At 34.1% G+C, this 22,078-nt stretch carries 19 protein-coding genes; 7 read left to right on the top strand and 12 right to left on the bottom strand.

Annotation, left to right across the window (positions count from 1 at the left end; translation table 11 throughout):
- Positions 1–13: 13 nt before the first annotated feature.
- The 6 genes from GQ40_RS12645 to GQ40_RS12620 all read left to right on the top strand — a co-directional run bounded on the left by GQ40_RS12645 (position 14) and on the right by GQ40_RS12620 (position 5,009).
- Complete coding sequence (locus tag GQ40_RS12645; RefSeq protein ID WP_047548984.1) at positions 14–811, top strand: SDR family oxidoreductase; 798 nt, start codon at positions 14–16, stop codon at positions 809–811.
- Between the two features lie 114 nt (positions 812–925).
- Positions 926–1,363 (top strand): 3-hydroxyacyl-ACP dehydratase FabZ family protein, encoded by a 438-nt coding sequence (locus tag GQ40_RS12640; RefSeq protein ID WP_047548981.1) that lies wholly within the window; start codon positions 926–928, stop codon positions 1,361–1,363.
- Complete coding sequence (locus GQ40_RS12635; RefSeq protein WP_081990214.1) at positions 1,360–2,634, top strand: beta-ketoacyl-[acyl-carrier-protein] synthase family protein; 1,275 nt, start codon at positions 1,360–1,362, stop codon at positions 2,632–2,634. Before GQ40_RS12640 ends, GQ40_RS12635 begins: the two co-directional genes overlap by 4 nt.
- A gap of 77 nt (positions 2,635–2,711) precedes the next feature.
- Complete coding sequence (locus GQ40_RS12630; protein ID WP_047548975.1) at positions 2,712–2,966, top strand: acyl carrier protein; 255 nt, start codon at positions 2,712–2,714, stop codon at positions 2,964–2,966.
- The gene (locus GQ40_RS17230) at positions 2,963–3,529 is read left to right on the top strand and encodes a 4'-phosphopantetheinyl transferase superfamily protein (protein ID WP_052184251.1); all 567 of its coding nucleotides are present in this window, start codon (positions 2,963–2,965) and stop codon (positions 3,527–3,529) included. Before GQ40_RS12630 ends, GQ40_RS17230 begins: the two co-directional genes overlap by 4 nt.
- 37 nt (positions 3,530–3,566) lie before the next feature.
- A complete protein-coding gene (locus GQ40_RS12620; protein WP_156115584.1) occupies positions 3,567–5,009 on the top strand; it encodes a TlpA family protein disulfide reductase in 1,443 nt (480 codons plus the stop codon).
- 59 nt (positions 5,010–5,068) lie between these two features.
- Here GQ40_RS12620 and GQ40_RS12615 read toward each other — a convergent pair whose 3' ends face one another.
- The 12 genes from GQ40_RS12615 to GQ40_RS12555 form a co-directional block, all read right to left on the bottom strand.
- A complete protein-coding gene (locus GQ40_RS12615) occupies positions 5,069–6,469 on the bottom strand; it encodes an RtcB family protein (RefSeq protein WP_047548969.1) in 1,401 nt (466 codons plus the stop codon).
- A gap of 155 nt (positions 6,470–6,624) precedes the next feature.
- Positions 6,625–7,179 carry a tetratricopeptide repeat protein gene (locus GQ40_RS12610; RefSeq protein ID WP_052184250.1) on the bottom strand — a complete coding sequence of 185 codons (555 nt, stop codon included), beginning with the start codon at positions 7,177–7,179 and terminating at the stop codon, positions 6,625–6,627.
- Positions 7,180–7,191: 12 nt separating this feature from the next.
- Positions 7,192–7,866 (bottom strand): hypothetical protein, encoded by a 675-nt coding sequence (locus GQ40_RS12605; RefSeq protein ID WP_047548966.1) that lies wholly within the window; start codon positions 7,864–7,866, stop codon positions 7,192–7,194.
- Positions 7,867–8,444: 578 nt separating this feature from the next.
- The gene (locus GQ40_RS12595; protein ID WP_047548959.1) at positions 8,445–9,356 is read right to left on the bottom strand and encodes an ABC transporter ATP-binding protein; all 912 of its coding nucleotides are present in this window, start codon (positions 9,354–9,356) and stop codon (positions 8,445–8,447) included.
- 69 nt (positions 9,357–9,425) lie between these two features.
- Positions 9,426–11,594, bottom strand: coding sequence for a prolyl oligopeptidase family serine peptidase (locus tag GQ40_RS12590; RefSeq protein ID WP_047548956.1), 2,169 nt, complete (start codon positions 11,592–11,594; stop codon positions 9,426–9,428).
- A gap of 92 nt (positions 11,595–11,686) precedes the next feature.
- Positions 11,687–14,098 carry an FG-GAP-like repeat-containing protein gene (locus GQ40_RS12585; protein WP_047548953.1) on the bottom strand — a complete coding sequence of 804 codons (2,412 nt, stop codon included), beginning with the start codon at positions 14,096–14,098 and terminating at the stop codon, positions 11,687–11,689.
- An 88-nt stretch (positions 14,099–14,186) separates the two neighbouring features.
- Positions 14,187–16,208, bottom strand: coding sequence for an FG-GAP-like repeat-containing protein (locus tag GQ40_RS12580; RefSeq protein WP_052184249.1), 2,022 nt, complete (start codon positions 16,206–16,208; stop codon positions 14,187–14,189).
- 18 nt (positions 16,209–16,226) lie between these two features.
- A complete protein-coding gene (locus GQ40_RS12575) occupies positions 16,227–17,594 on the bottom strand; it encodes an Ig-like domain-containing protein (RefSeq protein ID WP_047548950.1) in 1,368 nt (455 codons plus the stop codon).
- A gap of 213 nt (positions 17,595–17,807) precedes the next feature.
- Positions 17,808–18,797 carry an aspartate-semialdehyde dehydrogenase gene (locus GQ40_RS12570; RefSeq protein ID WP_047548947.1) on the bottom strand — a complete coding sequence of 330 codons (990 nt, stop codon included), beginning with the start codon at positions 18,795–18,797 and terminating at the stop codon, positions 17,808–17,810.
- 201 nt (positions 18,798–18,998) lie between these two features.
- Positions 18,999–19,403: a large conductance mechanosensitive channel protein MscL gene (mscL, locus tag GQ40_RS12565; RefSeq protein ID WP_047548944.1), complete on the bottom strand. Its 405-nt coding sequence runs from the start codon at positions 19,401–19,403 to the stop codon at positions 18,999–19,001.
- Positions 19,404–19,485: 82 nt separating this feature from the next.
- A complete protein-coding gene (gene alr / locus GQ40_RS12560) occupies positions 19,486–20,592 on the bottom strand; it encodes an alanine racemase (RefSeq protein ID WP_047548941.1) in 1,107 nt (368 codons plus the stop codon).
- Positions 20,585–21,232: a thymidine kinase gene (locus GQ40_RS12555; protein ID WP_047548938.1), complete on the bottom strand. Its 648-nt coding sequence runs from the start codon at positions 21,230–21,232 to the stop codon at positions 20,585–20,587. Before GQ40_RS12555 ends, alr begins: the two co-directional genes overlap by 8 nt.
- A 103-nt stretch (positions 21,233–21,335) precedes the next feature.
- On the opposite strand from GQ40_RS12555, the gene GQ40_RS12550 reads away from it, so the two are divergent.
- A complete protein-coding gene (locus GQ40_RS12550) occupies positions 21,336–22,070 on the top strand; it encodes a hypothetical protein (RefSeq protein WP_047548935.1) in 735 nt (244 codons plus the stop codon).
- Positions 22,071–22,078: the final 8 nt, after the last annotated feature.

Here is a 22,078-nt window from a genome sequence, read left to right as displayed (position 1 = left end):
AAACTAAATAGAAATGACAACAGATTTTCAACATAAAAACTATTGGGCGCTAATCCTTGGAGGCTCATCTGGATTAGGTTTAGCGACAGCAAAAAAACTAGCCAAACACGGTATGAATATTTGCATCATTCATAGAAACTCAAGAGCGCAAGAAGATGACATCAATTCAGAATTTGATAGTATAAAAGCAGAAGGCATCAAGTTTGTATCCTATAATGTCGATGCGTTCAAATCTGAAAAACGTGATGAGATCATTTCAGAATTAAAAGAACTATTTACTTCGGAAGATAAAATAAGAACACTGGTTCACAGTGTCGCCAAAGGGAATTTAAAACCGATGATTTCCGAAGAAAAACCAACCTTAAAAAACGACGATTTTAATCTCACCATAAATGCCATGGCGATTAGTTTATACGATTGGACACAAGCTATTTTTGAATCCGAATTGTTTGCAAAAGACGCCAGAATTATCAGTTTTACCAGCGAAGGCAATACCAAAGCTTGGCAAAATTACGCAGCAGTTTCTGCAGCAAAAGTCACTTTAGAAGCCATTACCAGAAACATTGCTTTAGAGTTTGCGCCTTTTGGTATTAGAGCAAATTGCATCCAAGCAGGTGTAACAGATACTGCATCCTTACGAATGATTCCTGGTAGTGATCAAATAAAAGCACATAGCCTAAAACGCAATCCGTTTAAAAAATTAACGCAGCCCGAAGATGTCGCAAACGCGGTTTATTTATTATCAAAAGATGAAGCGAGTTGGATCAACGGTTGCGTGATTCCTGTAGATGGTGGTGAGCATATTAGTTAACAATTCCTGCGAAGGCAGGAATCTCAAACTAGGAGAAGATAATTTTAGTGAAACACGAATTCAAAAATATTGTCATTCCTGCGAAGGCAGGAATCCACTTATTCAAAACAAAATATGACTAGTAAAGACATCATAAATGTATTACCATATCAAGAACCTTTTCTGTTCGTTGACGACATAACAACAATGTCTTCGGAAGGAATAACAGGCCATTACACCTTCAAAAAAGAAGCCTATTTTTACAAAGGACACTTTAAAAACAACCCAATAACACCTGGTGTTATATTAACCGAATGTATGGCGCAAATTGGACTTGTATGTTTTGGAATTTTTCTTCTGAAAGATGAGCTTTCAGAAAACAATCAACCACAAATTGCATTAACATCTAGCCAAGTGGATTTCTTTTTACCAGTTTTTCCAGGAGAGAAAGTGACCGTAGTTTCAGAAAAAGAAGTGTTTCGTTTTAATAAGTTGAAATGTAATGTCAAGTTGTTAAATTCAAAAGCAGAACTTGTATGTCGTGGGAAAATTTCAGGAATGCTAGCATCATGAAAAACAGAGTAGTAATAACAGGGTTAGGAGTTGTAGCACCAAACGGTGTAGGACTTGATGCGTTTTCAAAAGCGATTAAAAAAGGAGAATCTGGAATCACATTCCATCAGCAATTGGCAGATCTTAATTTTTCCTGCTGCATTGGTGGAATTCCACAAATTTCCGAAGAAAAAAAACTCGAATATTTAACACCTTTACAATTGCGTGGTTTTAATAGTTCTGGGATTTTATATGGCTGCATGGCTGGAATTGATGCCTGGAAAGACGCTGGATTTTTAGTAGACGACACTAGTGATTTAGATTTTGATAGCGGAACTATTTTCGGAACAGGAACCTCTGGAGTAGAAAAATTTAGAGAAGCCATTTATAAACTCGACGAGGGCGAAGTCAAACGACTTGGCAGCACAGTTGTCGTACAAACCATGGCTAGTGGGATCAGTGCGTTTCTTGGCGGTATCCTTGGGTTGGGCAATCAAGTGACTACAAATTCTTCGGCATGTACCACAGGGACTGAAGCCATTTTAATGGGTTATGAACGCATCAAAAATAATCAGGCAAAACGAATGCTCGTTGGCAGCTGTAGTGACGATGGACCTTATATTTGGGGAGGTTTTGATGCGATGCGAGTGATGACTTACAAGTATAATGAAATTCCAGAAAAAGGCTCAAGACCAATGAGTGAAAGTGCTTCTGGTTTTGTGCCTGGAGCTGGAGCTGGAGCTTTGGTTTTGGAATCCTTGGAAAGTGCATTACAAAGAAATGCAACAATTTACGCTGAGGTTTTAGGCGGAAACATCAACTCTGGAGGTCAAAGAAATGGCGGAACAATGACAGCTCCAAATGCAGAAGCTGTGCAACGCTGTATCAAGGACGCGATTAAAAATGCAAATATTTCTGCGGAAGACATTGATACCATAAATGGACATTTAACCGCAACATCAAAAGATAGTCTGGAAGTTGAGAATTGGACAAAAGCCTTAAACAGAAAAGGCGACGATTTCCCGTATATCAACTCCTTAAAATCTATGGTTGGTCATTGTTTGGCAGCTGCAGGAAGTATAGAGTCTGTAGCAACGGTTTTACAATTAAATGAACAATTTGTCTTCCCAAATATCAATTGTGAGGATGTGCATCCTGAGATTTCTGCGCTGATTTCCGAAGAAAAAATAATTACAAAATCATTAAAAACTGAACTAAATATTGCTGCAAAAGCGAGTTTTGGTTTTGGTGATGTTAACGGTTGTGTTATCTTTAAAAGGTATAAAGAATAACTAACATCTCTCGACTACGCTCGAAGTGACAAAAAAATTGTTTAATTAATAAGATTCCCACTTTCGTGGGAAATGCTATGACAAAAGAAGAATTAATTGCTAAACTTAAAACCATTGTTCAACCTTATATTCAGGATGAAGAGGCGTTCAAAAATCTTAATGAAGACACCGATTTTATAAATGATTTAAAGATAAATTCTGCTAATTTGGTAGATGTTATTTTAGACGTTGAAGACGAATTTGATATTAGAATCGAAAATGATGATATGGAGAAAATGACATCTGTAAAAGCTGCCATGGAGATTGTAAACGAAAAGCTAGCTGCAAAATGATAGGCAATGACATTGTCGATTTAAAATACAGTCCCTCTAATTGGAAGCGTCCTCGATTTTTAGATAAAGTCTTCACCAAGAATGAGCGATCACTTATTTTATCTTCGGAAAATGAACACCAAACAATTTGGTTACTTTGGAGCATGAAAGAGGCTGCTTATAAGGTTCATGTGCAGCAATTTGGCGAGCGTTTTTTTAACCCTAAACGGTTGGTGTGTGAGCTCATTTCCGAAAAAAATGGATTGGTGAAAATTGAGGACAACATATATTTTACAACCTCTATAATTACTGGAGATTACTTGCACACGATTGCAAAACTTGATAAAAACAAAACGAGTCTAAGTTCAATTTTTTACATTGAAATAGTGTCGCACGATGTTCAAAGTAATGCACTTAAAAAAGCGTTATTAAAATCTGTTTCTAAAACTGAGCAACTACCAATTAAAGATTTAGAGATTAAAAAAACGGTTAATGGAATACCAGAATTATTTTATGAGGGTTATAAACTAACACTCTCTGTTTCGTTAACCCATTGCGGGCGATTTTCTGGGTTTGCTTATTAGAGAAATAACTATCTTAAAAATTATTATAAAGAAATCCATGAGAAACTTATTTGCTATACTATTATTGACAATTGTGCTTGTGAGTTGTCAAAAAAAAGAAACTTCAAAGTTAACATCTATTACTTTAGAAGCAAGTGTGGATTCTTTGGACAGTCCAATATTTTTTAGACCAATTAATGGTATTGACGTTTGGGATAAAAACATGGATAGCTTAGAGCTCATCAAAGATAGTATCTATTATGGGGAATTTAATGTTAAGGCTCCAGAGTATGTTAGGTTTATTTTAGACAAAAAAAGATTCAAAATGTTTTTGTTACCTAATCAAAATTATAAGATTACTCTTAAAGATGGAGGTATTTTGTTTTTTGGTGATAATGCAAAAGGCCAGCAGCTGTACAATGAATTTAAAAGAACTCCTACGGGATCCTTTTCATTTTTAAATGATTTTGATAAAGATACCACTGTGGTATCAGTAAAAAATCATGTATCTGATTTAAAAGACAAAGAGATTTCCCAAATCGATAAACTTTTAAAACAAAAAGAGATTGATGAAGAATTTTATCAATTATTAAACACAGATATCGATTATTATTATGCCAACGCAATAGTGAGTTTGGCAGATTATAGAAGGGGTCAAGTTTCGAAAGAATACAAGCAGAGTTTTGAAAATTTAATGGATTCCATAAGTAAAACATATAGTTATTCAGTAAAACATAAACCTCAAAATTGGACAGATTATGTCATGGAAAGTAAAATTTATCCTGAGATTCAAAGTCAATACTCGCAAGAACAACGTCAAGAATTTTATGCAAAAGATAGTCTTCATCCAATTTATATGAACATAATACAAAACCTAATTGAAGAACCTTTTAGAGAAGATCTCCTTGCAAATTATATCCTAAATAGTTCTAAGCAAACCAATTATGAACAGAGTCTGGTAAGTGTTTTTAATGAATTTAAAACAGATTATCCTAACAGTGAGTTCATCCAATATCTCGAAAATGATATCGATTTAATTAGAGCGTATCAAGAAAAAGTTAAAAGCGATCTGCCATCAAGCGTGACTTTTGTGGAAGGCGAAAACATCAATAGTTTAGAAGATTTACTTAAAGAGTTTAAAGGACAAAAGTTGTACATAGATGTTTGGGCTACTTGGTGCGGACCATGTAAAAAAGAGTTTTCTAATAATCACATGATTGCAGATATTTTGTATGAGAAGGGCTATAAAAAATTATTTATTTCATTGGATCGAAAAGAAGAAAAGGACAAATGGGTTGAGTTGATTAAATATTATGATTTATCTGGTTATCACCATTTAGCAAATCAGGAGTTTTATAAAGATTTTGAAAAAGAGCACTCACGAATTCAAAATGGTATTACCATTCCACAATATTTAATTGTTGATGAAAATGGGAGTGTTGTTACGAATGATGCCCCAAGACCTGGAGCTCCAGGTGAAGTCTTGAAACTATTGAGATAGAGATTTTTTTTACATAAAAAGCAGACCAACCTAAGTCAGCCCACTTTTTTTTTCTAAACCTATTTTCCCCTTTTAGAGTTTCTTTTTTTCTCTCTTTTAATTTTCCAAGGCGCATTTTTCTGCCAGTCTCCTGCCATAATGCAACCATAAGGCATCACTTCATCAATGACAGTACCTAAACCAAATTCATCCATTTGTGCTCTAAGTGCTTGTGCATTTTTATAAGCCGAAGGTAACTCGGTAATATCAATTTCCTTTGAGAAAAAACGCGCATCAATGCCTTTAGTTTCTTCTTTAAAGATTTGCATGATTGTTCCTGTTTTGCTTTTTCTATGTTGTGTTCTACTCACATTTCTACCAGCACCATGAGGTGCAAAACCTAAATTGGTTTTGGTCGTAGAACCTTCAACAATCAATACAGGTTCGCTCATATTTAAAGGAATCAATCTTGGACCAGTAATATCTGGCATAAACTTAGCATCTAAAGGCGTTGCACCTTTGGCGTGGTAGAATAAATCACCATCCTTAAAGACGAAATTATGCTCGTTCCAGTATCGGTTTTCAATGGCAATTTCTAAATTTTGGGCTACAGCATCATGCAATACTTCATGATTTTTCTTTGTCCAATCTCTTATGATTTGCAACGCGTCCCAATACGACTGACCTTCTTCTGTATCAAAAGGAATCCAAGCGTTTTGCTTTTTGGTTTCAGGAGACAATTCTTTTCTAAAACGTTCGGCGATTTTCATTCCTTTAGTATACAACTTTGCTCCAGGACCTCTAGACCCATGATGTGTGACCATCATTGTGTTTCCTGTTTTTTTAGACGTTCCAACAAATAAAAAATGGTTACCGTCACCTTGCGTTCCCAAATGTGATCTTGCGATTTGAATCATTTGTCCGTCATTTAAAAGAAAATTAGATTCAAAAGCATCTAATAATTCCTTCGGAAATCTAAACTGTGTATTTCTATCACGTCCACCTGGACCAAAGTGCGTACTCGCATGTGCAGCATCTAAAATGTCTTTTGGGTCTGTTTTACCAAAATCGCTTAACATCACCGAACAGCAAATATCTGCACTATGCATTCCTGGATGAATGGCGTTTTTTGCAACCGCAACACCACCAACAGGAATGGTTCCATCTGGACCTGCTGGACAAGCATCTGGCATTATGGCTCCATCAACCAATGTTGGTGTTTTCATTAAGGTTTGCATGGAGTTGATCACCTTAGCAACATTGTCTTCCTCTAGTTCATTTTCAGCTTTAATATTTATAGAAAAAGCAACTGGTTTTGCGTGTAATGCTATTGGATCTGGTGATTTAAATTGATCTAAATACGTGTTCATAGCTTCACCTTCTAATTCATATTTATTGATATGTGCAATGGCATCTTTCATCCATTTTCCTTGTCTAAAACCTAAGGCTTTTAAATCGTGTCCTGTGATTTTTGTTTTCATGTTTTCTGTATTTTTTATTAAGCTCCACCAATTCCCTCGATTGGTGGAGCACTACTACCAAAGTTTAAAAAACTAAACTTCTTTATGATTACACTGCAAATATTTAACCCTATTGCGCAATCTTTTTGCGTAGTAAAATATATTCTTATTTTTTTCTATTTATGCTTCCTTTTTTTCTTCTTTTTAGATTTGGAAGACTTCTTTTTCTTTGGTTTTTCTAGCGCTATTTTTTTCTTAATGCGTTTTTCTTCATCATGCATAAAGTCGAAATATCCATCATTATAGCAATGTTTCTTAGCTTGTTTCAAAAGTTTTAAGCTTCTTTTGTATCTGCTTTTTACTTCTTCGATATAAGATGAGAGCCAAAGCATATGGGCTATGTCAATTTCTTTTATTGTCAAAGCAAATTCGAGAAGTTTTTCCGCTCGATCAATGGCTTTGTTCCAAATGAGATATTTGATATAAACACCAAATACATCTTTGTTTTTTGGATCTATTGAAATTACTTTATCAAAACATTCAAACGCTTCATCAAACATTCCTAACTGAGATGCGTAAACATCTCCTAGCAATAGTAAAGCTGAACAATGATTTTCGTCATAAGACAAAGCGTAATTTAATGATTCACATACTTCGTCCCAATCGCTAAAAATTCCGCAAGATGCACCTCTAGCTTTTAAATAGTAGGTGTCTGCAACTGTTAATCCCATGGTTGTTTTATTTTAAAATTTGTCATTAATGACATCATCGATTGGTGTTTTTTTCAAATCATTAAGACGTCTTTTTTCTTTTAATTTTATTTGTTTGTATTCCTTAAAATTCCAATGGTTTTTCCATCTATAAAACGCTTCATTTATGTTATAATAGCCTGGTCTTTTGAGTTGATTTTCTATAAACGCTTTTTCACTAATTAGACATGGATCAATACGTTTTTGATGTGTATTATATGCTCTTGTAAATTTAATTTTATAAGCTCCTTTCGGGATTTTTAAATAAAATCTAATTCTCAATTTTCGTCTTTCGGTATAATACTGAAATGGAACACATAGACTTTTAGCTTTATCACTCAATCGGTTATATTGCTTTTTACTTAATGTTGGAATATCATTGTAAATGAGATACTGTGACGTTTTATGTTGCCATTGAAAATCAGCTTTTTCTTTAGTTCTTGCCCAAACGAATTTTTCAATTTTATCGTAAACTTCAAGAATGTATTTTTGATTTTTATACAGTTCAATTTTATGAGTAATTACAATTTCTTTATACCATCCGTGTCTTATAGGACGTTCTAGTTTTATAAAACCTAATTCGCGTTCTAAATCCCAAATTTCCCACTGTCTTTCCAACAAATGACGAACTTCTTTTTCTCGTTGTTTTTTAATATTTACTGGTTTCATTAGACATTTTTAAATTTTAATGTTGTCTTTGAGCAGATTCCAGTGAGTACTCCCAATCGCTAGAATCCTTATTGAAATAAATAGATGTGTTTCATATGTTTTTAAATAATTAATGTTTTGCGATATATCTCGCCAAGTTCAAATGCTGAACTTAATTTTCTAACTCTTGTGGAAATTGTTTTAGCAGGTTTGCTTATGACTGAAAACAAAAAATCCGAAACAGTGTTTTACTTGCTTCGGATCTTTCATTTATAATTTTGAAAAGTTTATCTAACGATAATCACGAAGCATCACAAAAGGCAGTATTCCTTTTGGATCGTTTTGATATGTTACAAATAAACTCATGGTTTCTAATTTTTAATTCAACTTCTATTTTGGTTGAAATGCGTTGCAAAGATTTACATTTATTTTTGACTTTTCAAAATTTATTTTTTGTTTTCTTGAAAATTGGAGCACATAATACGAAGTATTATAATTTTTTGAAAAAAGCAAATTTTAATTATAAAATTGTGGTTTTCTATTGAAAACTAAGTTCATAAATATCAATTTGACCGTTTTCGTTTATGCTTTAAATGTAATTATTCTGTAATTTCGAGATAGATAATTTCGTTTTTTTTAAGTTGAAAACGATTTTCAAAATACACCTTTTCTCCATCCAAATCGGCTTCAATTAAATAATAATTTCCCTTAAAATAGTTTGAAATTACTTTTGCTTTTAAATTTGATTTTTTGACTACTTTGAGTTTGTTCGCATAAATTATTTTATGATCAATCACATTAAACTCCCCAAAAAATGATGCAATTAATGGAGTTTCAGGATTGTTATATAGGTTTTCGGGTGAATCGTTTGCTTCAATTTGTTGGTTGTTTAAAACTAAAATGCAGTCTGCAAAGCCAAGCACATCATCCTTATCATGGGTAGCAACAATACAAGTTATGTTTTTATTCTTGAGATATTTAAAAACCTTTCTTCTCAATGATTGTTTTTGAAAATTATCTATATGGCTAAAAGGTTCGTCTAGCAAAATAATTTCTGGTTGTTTTGCTAAAGCTCTTGCTAAGGCTACACGTTGTTTTTGTCCGCCAGAGAGTGTTTTGACTTTTATTTTAGCAAACTCGGTAAGTTCTACGACTTCCAATAATTCGGCAGTGCGCTCTTTTTTTTCTTTCGGAAAGAAATTAGAGAGAAATTCGCCAATATTTTCTTCCACCGAAATAAAGGGCATCAAATCAAATTCTTGCGCCACATATTTCATAAACTCGTAACCAACTACGAGATTGTATTTTGGACCAAGGATCTCGGTGTCTTTCCAGTGGATATTTCCGAAGTTAAGATCATACTTACCATATAGCAGTTTGAGGAGTGTACTCTTACCAGAACCACTTCCTCCAATAATCGCAACATTTTCACCTTGCTCTACGGTAAAGTTGAGGTCTTTTAAAACTGCTTTTTTTTGGTAAGAAAAGCTTAGATTTTTTACGTTTAGCATATTATAAATATAAAAGACCTACAAGGTTTTGGAAACCTTGCAGGTCTTAAATTTAAATTTTTTTTAAAATTATCCTTTTACTTTCTCTTTCGTTTTACTAGGCAATACGTCAAATCCCATATTGTAAAGGGTAAATCCAAAAATATCTGCATATTGCTCGATAGTTTTAGTGACTGGAGTTCCTGCGCCATGGCCAGCATCTGTCTCGATACGGATTAGGGTTGGATTATTACCGGTTTGCTTGTCTTGTAATTCCGCAGCAAATTTAAAACTGTGGGCTGGCACTACACGATCATCGTGATCTCCTGTTGTTACCATGGTTGCAGGATATGATACCCCTTCTTTGACATTGTGAACTGGTGAGTATCCTTTAAGATAATCAAACATTTCTTTATTATCATCTGCGGTGCCATAGTCATAAGCCCAACCAGCTCCTGCTGTAAAAGTGTGGTAACGTAACATATCTAAAACTCCAACTGCTGGTAAAGCCACCTTCATTAAATCTGGACGTTGAGTCATTGTTGCGCCTACTAATAAACCTCCATTTGAGCCACCTCTAATGGCAAGATAATCTGAAGATGTATAGTTTTCAGCAATTAGATATTCTGCAGCTGCGATGAAATCGTCAAATACATTTTGCTTTTTTAATTGTGTTCCTGCATCATGCCAAGCTTTTCCGTACTCTCCACCACCACGAAGGTTAGGTACTGCATAAATACCACCTTGCTCCATCCAAACAGCATTTGCGATGCTAAATGAAGGTGTTAAGCTAATGTTGAACCCTCCATAACCATAAAGAATGGTTGGGTTTTTCCCGTTGAGTTTCAATCCTTTTCTGTGGGTGATGATCATAGGTATTTTTGTACCATCTTTAGAATTGTAAAATACTTGCTTGCTTTCGTAGTCTTCTGGATTAAAATCAATCTCTGGTTTTACGAAAACTTCCGAAGTACCATTTTTAATATCATATTTATAAATACTTCCTGGCGTTACATAATTTGTAAACGAGTAATATAGTACATCATCTTCTTTTTTAGCGCCAAAGCCACCAGCACTTCCAACTCCTGGCAATTCCACTTCTCTCACTAATTTACCGTCGTAATCATATTGCATGACTTTTGAGACTGCATCAACCATATATTCTGTGAAGAAATAACCACCACCTGTTGATGGGCTTAAAACATTTTTCGTTTCTGGAATAAAATCTGTCCAATTCTCAGGACTTGGATTTGCTGCATCTACAGTAACAATCTTTTTATTTGGAGCGTTGAGGTTTGTAACCAGAAACAGTTTGCTGCCTTCATTTTCTATTACATAAGTATCACTATCTGTATTATCTAAAATGGTAATAAGTTTGCTGTTTGGCTGAGACAGGTCTTTCATAAAAAGCTTATTTCCAGAGGTTGATGTACTGGCTGAAATAAACAGATATTTGTCATCTTCGGAAACTGAGCCACCAATGTATCTATGTTTTTCTTGAGGCGTTCCTCCAAAAATCAATTGATCTTCTTTTTGAGGCGTTCCTAATTTATGGTAGTACACTTTATGTTGATCTGTTTTTGCAGAAAGTTCGCTTCCTTTTGGTTTGTCGTAACTAGAATAGTAGAATCCTTTGTTTTTGTACCATGACATACCGCTAAACTTGATATCGATTAATGTATCTTCTACAATGTCTTTTGTTTCGGTATTCATAATTAGAATTTTTCTCCAATCACTTCCTCCTTCGGAAATTGCATACGCGAGGGTTTTGCCATCTTTTGAAAAACTTGCGCCTCCAAGGGAGATTGTGCCTTCGTCACTAAATGTGTTAGGATCTAAGAAAACTTCGGCAGTTTCAGGATCTTCACCAGTTTTATAACGGTAAATGACATATTGATTTTGGAGTCCGTCATTTTTATAAAAATAGGTATAGTCACCTTCAATGAATGGTGAGCCTACTTTTTCGTAGTTCCATAATTTAGACAAACGGTCTTTAAGTTCTTCGCGATATGGGATGTTATCTAAATATCCGTAAGTAGATTCATTTTGAGCTTTTACCCAAGACATTGTTTCTTCACTTCTATCGTCTTCTAGCCAGCGATATGGATCTTTTACTTCTGTTCCGAAGTAATTTGTAATGGTGTCAACTTTTTTAGTTTCGGGATAATTAACCACAATGTCTTTTTTTTGTTCTTTAGCTTCTTGTTTACATGAAGTAAACGCGATAATAGCCACTATTAGTAATGAAATTTTTTTCATTTTGATTAGGTCTTTGATTAGAATTATAAAAATAATGAAAAAAGCCTCTACAAATGAATGTAGAGGCTTTTTTAATATTAAGTTAAGAATTATTATTGCTTGATAAACTTTTGACTTTTAATTGTCGTTCCAGAAACTATTCTTAAAATATAATTCCCTGTATTTAAACTAGATACGTCAATTGTGTTTTGGGTTAGTTTTGAATTTAGAATTCGTTTACCGTTAATATCGAAAATGGTGTAAATGGCGTTTTCTAAACCATTAATTGATGAAATATTTAATATATCTTTTGTTGGGTTTGGATAGATTACCAAGTCATTTACAATAGAATTCTCTAATGTGAGCGTGGCTCCCTCAACAACTTCAAGTGGCGCATTTATGGCTGGATCATTAATGATATCAATAACGCCAGAAGGCCAGTAAATGATTATTTGATCGATTTCTGTTAGAGTACCAATCCCAAAATGAGTGTTTAGTGTACTCATATATTCAAACCCTTCACCACTTCGTACGTCTCTAATTTGTGTGCCATTGGCTGTATGAAGTTCTACTCTTGCGCCAATACCATCAATATTACTTGCTACGCCAACGGTATTTATTGTAATCCAGTTATTATCTGTAGTTAAGTTCCAATAGATGTTCCCGTTATAATACGCATCTAAAAAACCATCATTGTTTAAATCTCCTATGGACCCATTTTTATAATTTAATTGATTTCCATCGGCATCTTCGAAGGTAAGATCTCCTTTTCCGTAGAGAATAGTTCCATTACATATAATATCAATGTAACCGTCATTATCAATATCGTGGCTAATGTTTTCATGGCCTGTAGGCGCTGTTATGCCAGCTCCTGCTGTGACATCTGTAAATGTACTGTTACCATTATTTCTAAGTAGTTTATGTGCTCCTGAACTTGCTCCAACAAATAAATCCATATCACCATCATTATCATAATCTGCCCACGACGATGACCACGTTTGCATAGGATCATCTAATCCCAATGTAGCTGCATTTTCAAAGAAGGTACCGTCTCCATTATTGGTTAACATATTGTTTTTTCTTCTATCAACACTACCACCGCATTTAGCAATAAACATGTCTAAATCTCTATCGTTATCATAGTCAATCCATATTGAGCCATAATTACCTCCAGAAGGAAAATCTCCTAAATTAACAGGGGCTCCAGGTGTTACGCTAGATTGGTAAAACGTTAAATTTCCTGACCCATCGTTTATAAAATAAACATTAGGAGCAACATCATGGCAAACAAAGGCATCTAGATTACCATCATTATTAATATCAGCAAAGTTTGATCTTTGTGAGAATACATATTCTGAGGTCGATTGTTGCGTAAATCCTGTGCCAGAATTATTAGATTTCATAAAAGTTACACCACTTCCAGCAGCATAAAGTAAATCGGTTTTACCATTTCTATCAAAATCTGCAGCAGCCATACTCCATCCTGGAAGAAAATTTGCATTAGGCGTTGGTACATTAACTTCATTAAACCCTCCAGTGCTTAATTGATAATGAATGTTTACACTAGAAGAAGAAGCAGACACGATATCATCTAGATGATCTCCATCCATGTCAACTACTGTTAGGTCATAACCTCCTATTGATATTGGTTGAATTGAAAAATTTACACGCGAATCAACTAAAGTTGTAAACGTTATTGGTCCAACCCAATTACTATAATCTGAACCACCACAAAAACCTCTTACATATATTTCATAAGATGTCGAAGCGTTTAATGATGATAGTGGATAAGGATTGTTTGTTGAGGTAGAAACACCAGAACCAGATGGAACACCAGCTCCAAGACTTTGAACAGCGATTTCCCAATTTGTTTCTGTGCTACCTGCTTGCCAGTAGATATCAGCAGAATTTGTATTAATGTTTGATACACTTAAATTAGTAATGTTTGGGCAAGAGGGAGGTGTTTGAGAACTTATTGTAGGTGATTGAAAACAAAAACCATATCCCCAAACATCATTATCATCGTAAGAAATGCGATACTTAAAATTACTCAATTGATTAGCGTTAAAAGATGATATATCAAGCGGAGAAGATAAAAACTCTTCGTAACTGCCAGAGCAAAAATTGTTAGTTGGAGGATTTTCAGTACCTGTTAATTCAGTTCCCCAATTGACCCATAAGTTCGAATCGGCATCCCAATAGTGTACTATTAGAATTTCACCAAAATCACGGAAAACATAACTTGATCCAACATATATCCAAGTTTCATTCCCGTTAAAGGCAGCAGTTAAATCAATAACTGGAGATTCTGCAGCGATATCATCTGCGTGACCGTTTTGGGCATCATCGTCATCGTACGCAAAGTTAGAATCTATTCTTGGATCTGCTTCAAATACATCTGTACTTGTTAAATAATCTCCTGTTACTGTCCAATTTGTATTTGGCCAGTTCGCAGGTTGATTTAAAATTTGCGAAAAACCAAGAAAAGCACTAAACAAAAAAAGTGTGAAAGTAATTTTTTTCATAGTTAGAATAATTAATGGTGCTAAATTTAATAAAAAAGTCTCTAAATTATTGATTTAGAGACTTTATATTAAAATTTTTGTTGACTTTTTAATTCTTTATGAATTTTTGACTTTTTATAGATTTGTTTGATACTATTCTTAATATGTAATTACCAGGTGATAATTTTGAAACATCTATAGTTGTATTTTTAAGTTTAGAGTTCATAACACGTTTACCTGAAATATCAAAAACTGTATAAAGCGTATTGTCATTTAAATCTAAGCCATTTATATTTAAAACCTCTTTAACAGGATTAGGAAATACAATCAACTCATTAGTTAAAGAATTTTCCAAACTTAAGGTGTCACCTTCAATTACCTCTAATGCTCCATTGATAGAGGGATTATTAATAGTATCAATGATACCAGAAGGCCAATAGATGACAATACTGCTAATTGTTGCGTCAGTTCCTATGCCAACATGTGTATTTAACGAATTCATATATCTAAAACCATCACCACTCTTTACATCTCTTATTTTAACACCAGATGGCGTATGAACCTCAACACGAGCACCAATGCCATTTAGATTACTTACAGTACCTATGGTATGAATTTTTATCCAGTTATTATTGCTTTCAGCATTATTAAAATGTATAGCTCCTGAATTAAAAGAATCAATATATCCATCATTATTTAAATCTCCATAAGAGCCAGTACCCGGAAATGTATCTTTATAAACAGTGAATGTCATGTCACCGTTATTATATAAAACGTTACCTCCAGAAACTAAATCTAAATGACCATCATTATCAAAATCAAAAGTTACTGTTTCTGTTGAGGTATCTGTTAAAAAACTAATACCAGATCCTGTTGTTACATCTACGAAAACGCCATTATCGTTTCTCATTAATTTGTGAGATCCAGTACTTGCGCCAATAAAAACATCCATATCACCATCACTATCAAAATCACCCCAAGCTGCAGACCACGTTTGCATAGGGTCTGCTAAACCAATGGCAGCGGCATTTTCAATATAGTTTCCATTTCCATCGTTTGTATACATAACATTTGTACGACGAGCTAATTCTCCTCCACATTTGGCAATGAACAAATCTAAATCTCTGTCATTGTCATAATCAATCCATATGGATCCATAATCTCCACCAGAAGAATAATTACCTAGTTCGTAAGGAGCAGTAGGGTCATTAGATTGATAAAAAGTTAGATTCCCACTACCATCATTTAAGTAATAAACATTTGGTGCTTGATCATGACAAACAAATGCATCTAGATTACCATCATTGTCAATATCCACAAAGTTCGAACGTTGTGAAAACACATATTCAGAACCTGAAATTTCTGTAAAACCTGTACCACTACTATTCGCTTTCATGAAGGTAACACCGTTACCACCACCATATAATAAATCTGTATAGCCATTGCCATCATAATCTGCTGCAGCTAAACTCCAAGTTGGTAAATAATCAGCTGTAGTTGTTGTGATATTTTTAGTTGTAAAACCACCGCTAACATTCTGTTCTCTAATATTAACATTTGTTGGAGATATTGTCACTAAATCATCAAGGAAATCTCCATTCATATCAACAACAGCTAATCTATAATTTCCAGAAGTTCCAGACGATTGTGTGTCAAAAGTAACAGGAGCAGGAGGAAGAGGAATAAAATCAACAGCCTCTAAGCAGAAAGCTACATCAGAATTTGTTGAAAAATCAAAAATTTGAATAATAAGTTCGTCGTTTATTTCCCAACCGCCTATGCTTTCTGAAGCAAACGTATTTGTACAAGCAAATTCTATTGTTCCCGTAGAATCCCAAACCACGATACCTGGATCGCCTGGAATTTCCGAAGAAAAAAACAGTCCAGTTGTTGTAGCTGTCCATGTAAAGAATTGGTCGTTACCAGAGAGTGTACAAGATCCTTGAACACCACTATCGGTAGTTCCATCCGTAGAAAAAGGTAAGTTAAAGGTTGGTGTTTCACAGCCTGTACCTTCTGGAGAAGGAGTGATTGGTATTGCACCACTTATGTTATCATTAGCAGGTTGCCCAAACGATGTTGAGCAAAATGCTAGAAATAAAACTGAACATACAAGTAATCTTAATTTCATAATCATAGTAATTATTTTTTATTGACAATCTCCAGTAAGAGAATTTATCCATTCTTCAATAAGTCTAACACCCTCTTCGTGTTTAAGGGTTCTACCCAACAAAGGCATTCTATTTTGTTCTTCAATTGAAGAGACTCTAAATCTTAATACTGAAGCCTCTATATTATTTGGCACAACGATATGCGTAGTGCCTTCAATTTGAGTATCTGGAGGAACACAAACTCCTTTATTGGTGTCATCTTCATTATCATTAAAAGCAAAGCGCATAGGTCTATATTCACAATAACTTTCTTCGGAATGGCAATGCGCACAATTAATATCCAAATAAGAGCGCAACCTTAGGTTTAAGTCAAGAGTTTCATCTTCCCAGTCTACTGTAGATACTATTGATGTTGGCAAATTATTTTCTAAATAACCAAAATCTATCCATTTTTGAAGCTGATTTGTTGTGCCTTCTGCATAGTTTAAATCTCTATTAAGATTCTGCGGTTTTGGTCCTATTGGTACAGGAGTTCCAAATTTATTATGGCATGCAAAACATTCATTTCTTGAGGGAATGCGGTAGTTCACATTATTTGTAATTCCATCTTCAATCCATTGTATATTGGTAACACTACCAGAGTTTGTAAACGTAGCTTCGCTTTGTTCATCATCCCAAACATATTTTGCAAAATCCCAACCTTCCGCAGTCATATACATTAATCGTGTTTCTATAATACGAGTGGTATTGGATGGCTGTACATTATCGTAATAAAAGTTTTTAATAAGTACAGAGCCTAAAGGGAAATCTAAGGGTGTAAAATCACTGTTGTAACTCGCTTTACTCCCATCTGGCATCCAAACAAATCTTTTTTTATGGGCATAGTCTGTAAATAACGTAGAATTCAAATCATAAGGTATAACACCATGTGTAGGATTTAAATCTTTCATTTCACCAGAGAAAAAATTGTATTCTGAAAGTGTATTATAAGGAATTTCATCTAAATCAAAACTTACTATAGAAACAGGTGTAACCGTTATATTCACAGTTGCTGAACCACAATTCTCGTTACTATCACATATAGTATATATAAAAGAATCATTTCCCGAAAAATCTGTGTTTGGCGTATATTTTACAACGTCGTCAAAAGGATTATCGGGTGTGTTATTAATATCTAAAACTTCAGTAGTACCATTTTGAGCATTTGAAGGAATTAAAGAACCATTATTTGGAACATCAATATCATTTGAAAGTACATCAATAGTGATTGAGCTATTTTGTGATACCTCCACAACATCTATATTAGCCTCGATGGTTACAGGTACATAGTTATCGTCATCACTACAGGATATAAACCCAATGAATAACGAAAATATGCTAAAGAATTTAAGATAATTTTTTAACATTTATAGCAAAATTTGGATGGTAAATATAATTACAAACCTTCTAGGTAAACAATTAATTAGTTGTAATACACTTTTTATCAGTCAACAAGAAAGATTTGACCATAAAGAAAAAGGATTTCTAGAGTATAGATAATCATCTGTAATTAATAAACACATATTGTCTCTAAAACCCTAATGCAATTTCTTTAAAAACGTATTAAAAATAACAGGATTTTAAATTAATTTATTGGCAACTAAATATTCAGCAATTTGAATGGTGTTCGTAGCAGCTCCTTTTCTCAAATTATCACTAACTATCCATAAATTAAGTGTGTTTGGCTGAGAGCCATCACGACGAATCCTTCCAACGAAAACATCATCCTTCCCATTTGCATATATTGGCATTGGGTAGGTATTCACATCAATATTATCTTGCACAACAATCCCAGGAGACTGGCTTAAAATATGTCTTACTTCAGTAAGGTCAAAATCATTTTGAAACTCTACGTTTACTGCTTCGCTATGCCCTCCAGCAGTAGGGATTCTAACAGCTGTAGCTGTCACAGCAATCGTACGATCATCCAATATTTTCTGGGTTTCCCTCACCAATTTCATTTCCTCTTTTGTGTACCCGTTATCTTCAAAAACATCACAGTGCGGAATCGCATTTTGATGAATAGGATATGGGTAGGCCATCTCGCCTTTTATGCCAGCCATTTCGTTTTCAAGCTGTTTAACAGCCTTAACACCAGTACCAGTTATAGATTGGTAGGTTGAAACAACAATACGTTTTATTTTATATTTTTTATGAAGAGGAGCAAGCGCAACAACCATTTGTATTGTTGAGCAATTTGGATTTGCAATAATTTTATCTTCGGAAGTTAATGCGTTCGCATTAATTTCAGGAACCACCAATTTTTTAGAGTGGTCCATTCTCCATGCCGATGAGTTATCAATCACTGTAATGCCAGCTTCAGCAAATTTTGGAGCCCATTCCATAGACGTGTTTCCGCCTGCAGAAAACAAAGCCACATCAGGTTTCATGTCAATAGCTTGTTGCATTCCCACAACCTTATAATCAGTTCCCTTAAAGGAAATCAACTTACCAATAGATCGCTCTGAAGCGACAGGAATTAATTCGGAAACAGGAAAATCACGTTCTGCAAGAACTTTAAGCATTACTTCGCCAACAAGACCTGTGGCACCAACTACAGCTACTTTCATAAGTAAAAAATTTGAGGGATAAAATTATTGTTTTTATTAGATTAAACCGTTTTAGTAATCCATTTTTTTTGTTAAAAAAACACATTTTAAAATGAAGTTTATGATTTTGAAATTCAATTTTTTAAGAATTCAATAAAAAAAACCGCCTCCATTAGAAGCGGTTTAAGTTATTAAAATATGTAATGTAGCGGTAAGCTATAATTATTGCTTTTTCAATTCGTCTCTTATTTCCTTTAATATATCAAGCTCACTTGGTCCTTTAGGAGCAGGCTCTGGAGCTGGTTCTTTAGTTTTATTGTAAGCCTTTACAATCATAAACAATACAAACCCAACAATTATAAGGTTGATTATCGCGGTAACCCATTTACCATACATGATTGCATTTTCTGGCTTAGTAATAGAACCATCTGCGCCAACAATTGCTGGAGATAATACGTATTTCATATCAGAAAAATCGATTCCTCCCGTGAACATACCAACGATTGGCATCATAATGTCGCTTACAAAACCATTTACTACCATTCCAACTGCGCTTGCAAGAATAACAGCTACTGCTAAATCAATGACATTTTTTGTCATGATAAAATTCTTAAACTCTTTAAACATAATTCTTAATTTATAGTTAGATAATTAATTAGAATGACGAATGTAATAAAAATTCTAAAATGTTAACAGAACCGTAATGACTTTATTCTAATATTACGCGTTTAACACGTTGGGAAATAGCAGTAATGATTTCATAAGAAATGGTGTTCGCAGATTTTGCAAAAGCAGATGCATCTGTTTCTTTTCCGAAGATAACAACCTCATCGCCTTCTTTGCAATCAATATCTGTGACGTTTACCATAATCATGTCCATGCACACGTTGCCAATAATTGGAGCAGGTTTGTTATTTATGGTAACAAATCCCTTTTGATTACCGTATTGTCTTCCAATCCCATCGGCATGTCCAATTGGGATTGTCGCGGTTTTTTTTAGGTTATCGCTTTTATATGCTCTATTATAACCTACACTTTCTCCTTTTTCAATAGTATGAATTTGGGAAACTACAGATTTTAACGTTGCCATTGGAAGAAGATTTTTGTTCTCTTTTTCAGAATTTCCAAAACCATACAAGCCTATTCCTGTTCGTACCATGTCTAAATGCGCATCGGTATAATTTAAAATTCCAGACGTATTTGCCAGGTGCAGCATAGGTTGATAACCAATAGCTTTAGTGAACCTTTTTGAAATGTTCTTAAAACTATCTATTTGATTTTTTGTAAATGCAGTATCGTCTAAGTTTTCACTTTCAGCCAAATGTGAAAAAATAGACTTCACTCGTATACTAGACGATCTTGAAGTTATTGAGACAATAGCATCTATGTCACTTTCTCGAAACCCTAGACGATTCAGTCCCGTATTAAATTTAATATGGACGGGATAGTTTTTTTGTTTTTCTTCGGAAGCTATCGCAATAAACTCATTTAAAATTTTAGCACTATATAAGCTAGGTTCTAAACAGTTCTCAATTAGCATTTTAAAATTGACAGCTTGTGGATGCAATACTAAAATAGGTACAATAACACCAGCATTTCTAAGCGCTACACCTTCACTAACGTAAGCTACAGCAAAATAGTCAACTTCTAAATCTTGTAAAAAAACAGCAATGGTATTGGCATCACTACCATAAGCGAATGCTTTAACAACTGCTAAAATTTTTGTATCACTTTTTAATTTTGATTTGATGTACTCGAAGTTATGCTTGAGTGCTTTTAAATCAATTTCTAGAATGGTCTCCTTTGCTCTAGGCATTTGACTTACTGTCTTTGTTAGAAACCTCTTCTGCATCGTTTACTTTCATATTTCGCACTTTGTCGCGCACCATCGCTTTATAGTATGCAGCTCTACTTAATGGCTCGTACTCATTGACCTCACCAAGCAAAACGAGCGCATCACTTGTTGATTTTCTATAACTATATTGTGCTAGATTTCCAGTTCTGGTGCAAATGGCATGTACTTTTGTAACATACTCTGCAGTTGCCATTAGGTTGGGCATTGGCCCAAATGGGTTTCCTTTAAAATCCATATCTAAACCAGCGACTATTACTCTAATACCTTTATTGGCTAAGTCATTACAAACCCTAACAATTTCATCATCAAAAAATTGAGCTTCATCAATACCAACAACATCACAACCATCTGCCAATATTGGAATATTTGCAGCTGCTGGAACTGGTGTTGATCTAATTTCATTTGCATCATGTGACACCACCATATCTTCATCATAGCGAACATCAACAGCAGGCTTAAAGATTTCTACTTTTTGCCTTGCAAATTTAGCGCGTTTGAGCCTACGAATCAATTCTTCGGTTTTGCCAGAAAACATTGAGCCACAAATGACTTCAATCCATCCAAATTGTTCTTTATGATTTACTGTATTTTCGAGAAACATTTTGTAATTTTAACACTAAAACAAACCAAAAGTTCGTTTTGTATAAAGGTGACGTAAATTTATTAAAAAACAAAAACCTAATAAGCAATAAAAAATAAAAGTTATGAAGAAGAAGTTGGAGGCAGATTTGATAAGCATTGCACATAGAATTTTAAAACTCAAAGGCAAAGAAGATGTGGTAAAATTGCATGCCGAAGCTCGTGAATTATATGAAAAACTGTCTGTACTAAAATTTGCTAATGATAATTTTGAAGGTGATCTACCAACTATAGGAAATGACTCGTCATTTTTTGACATGTTAGATACCGCTTTTAATAATAAGGTTAGTGATAATTTAGAAGTCAATGATAGGATTTATGTAGATCTAGATGAAAAGGAGGATGACCATATTTACGAACCAGTAATGGAGAAAATAAAAGATATGGTTGCCCAAATGCCTCAAGAATCACAACAAGTTGATGACATGGTAGAAATTGCAGTGACCAAAAAAGAGGTTTCTAAAAATCATCTCGAAGATATTACTGCAGGTTTTGAGGATATCCCAATTTTTGAACCTGTTGATCAAGCCAATGAAAATTTTAGAAAATCTTTAAATGATAAACTTAAAAATGGCGGTCTTAACATAGGTCTCAATGATAAGTTGGCATTTATAAAACATTTATTCAATGGTAGAATTGAGGAGTATGAACGTGTTTTATCTCAATTAAATACGACGAGTTCTTATAAAGAAGCTTCACATCTTATCACAGATGTGGTAAAGCCAGATTATAATAATTGGATAGGTAAAGAAGAATTTGAAGAACGCTTTTTAGACATTATAGAGCGTAAATTCAATTAGTTTTAAAA

The organism is Psychroserpens sp. Hel_I_66, assembly GCF_000799465.1.
Lineage (GTDB): Bacteria > Bacteroidota > Bacteroidia > Flavobacteriales > Flavobacteriaceae > Psychroserpens.
The sequence above is the reverse complement of the archived record's forward strand: the minus strand, read 5'-3'. Positions and strand labels throughout refer to the sequence as shown.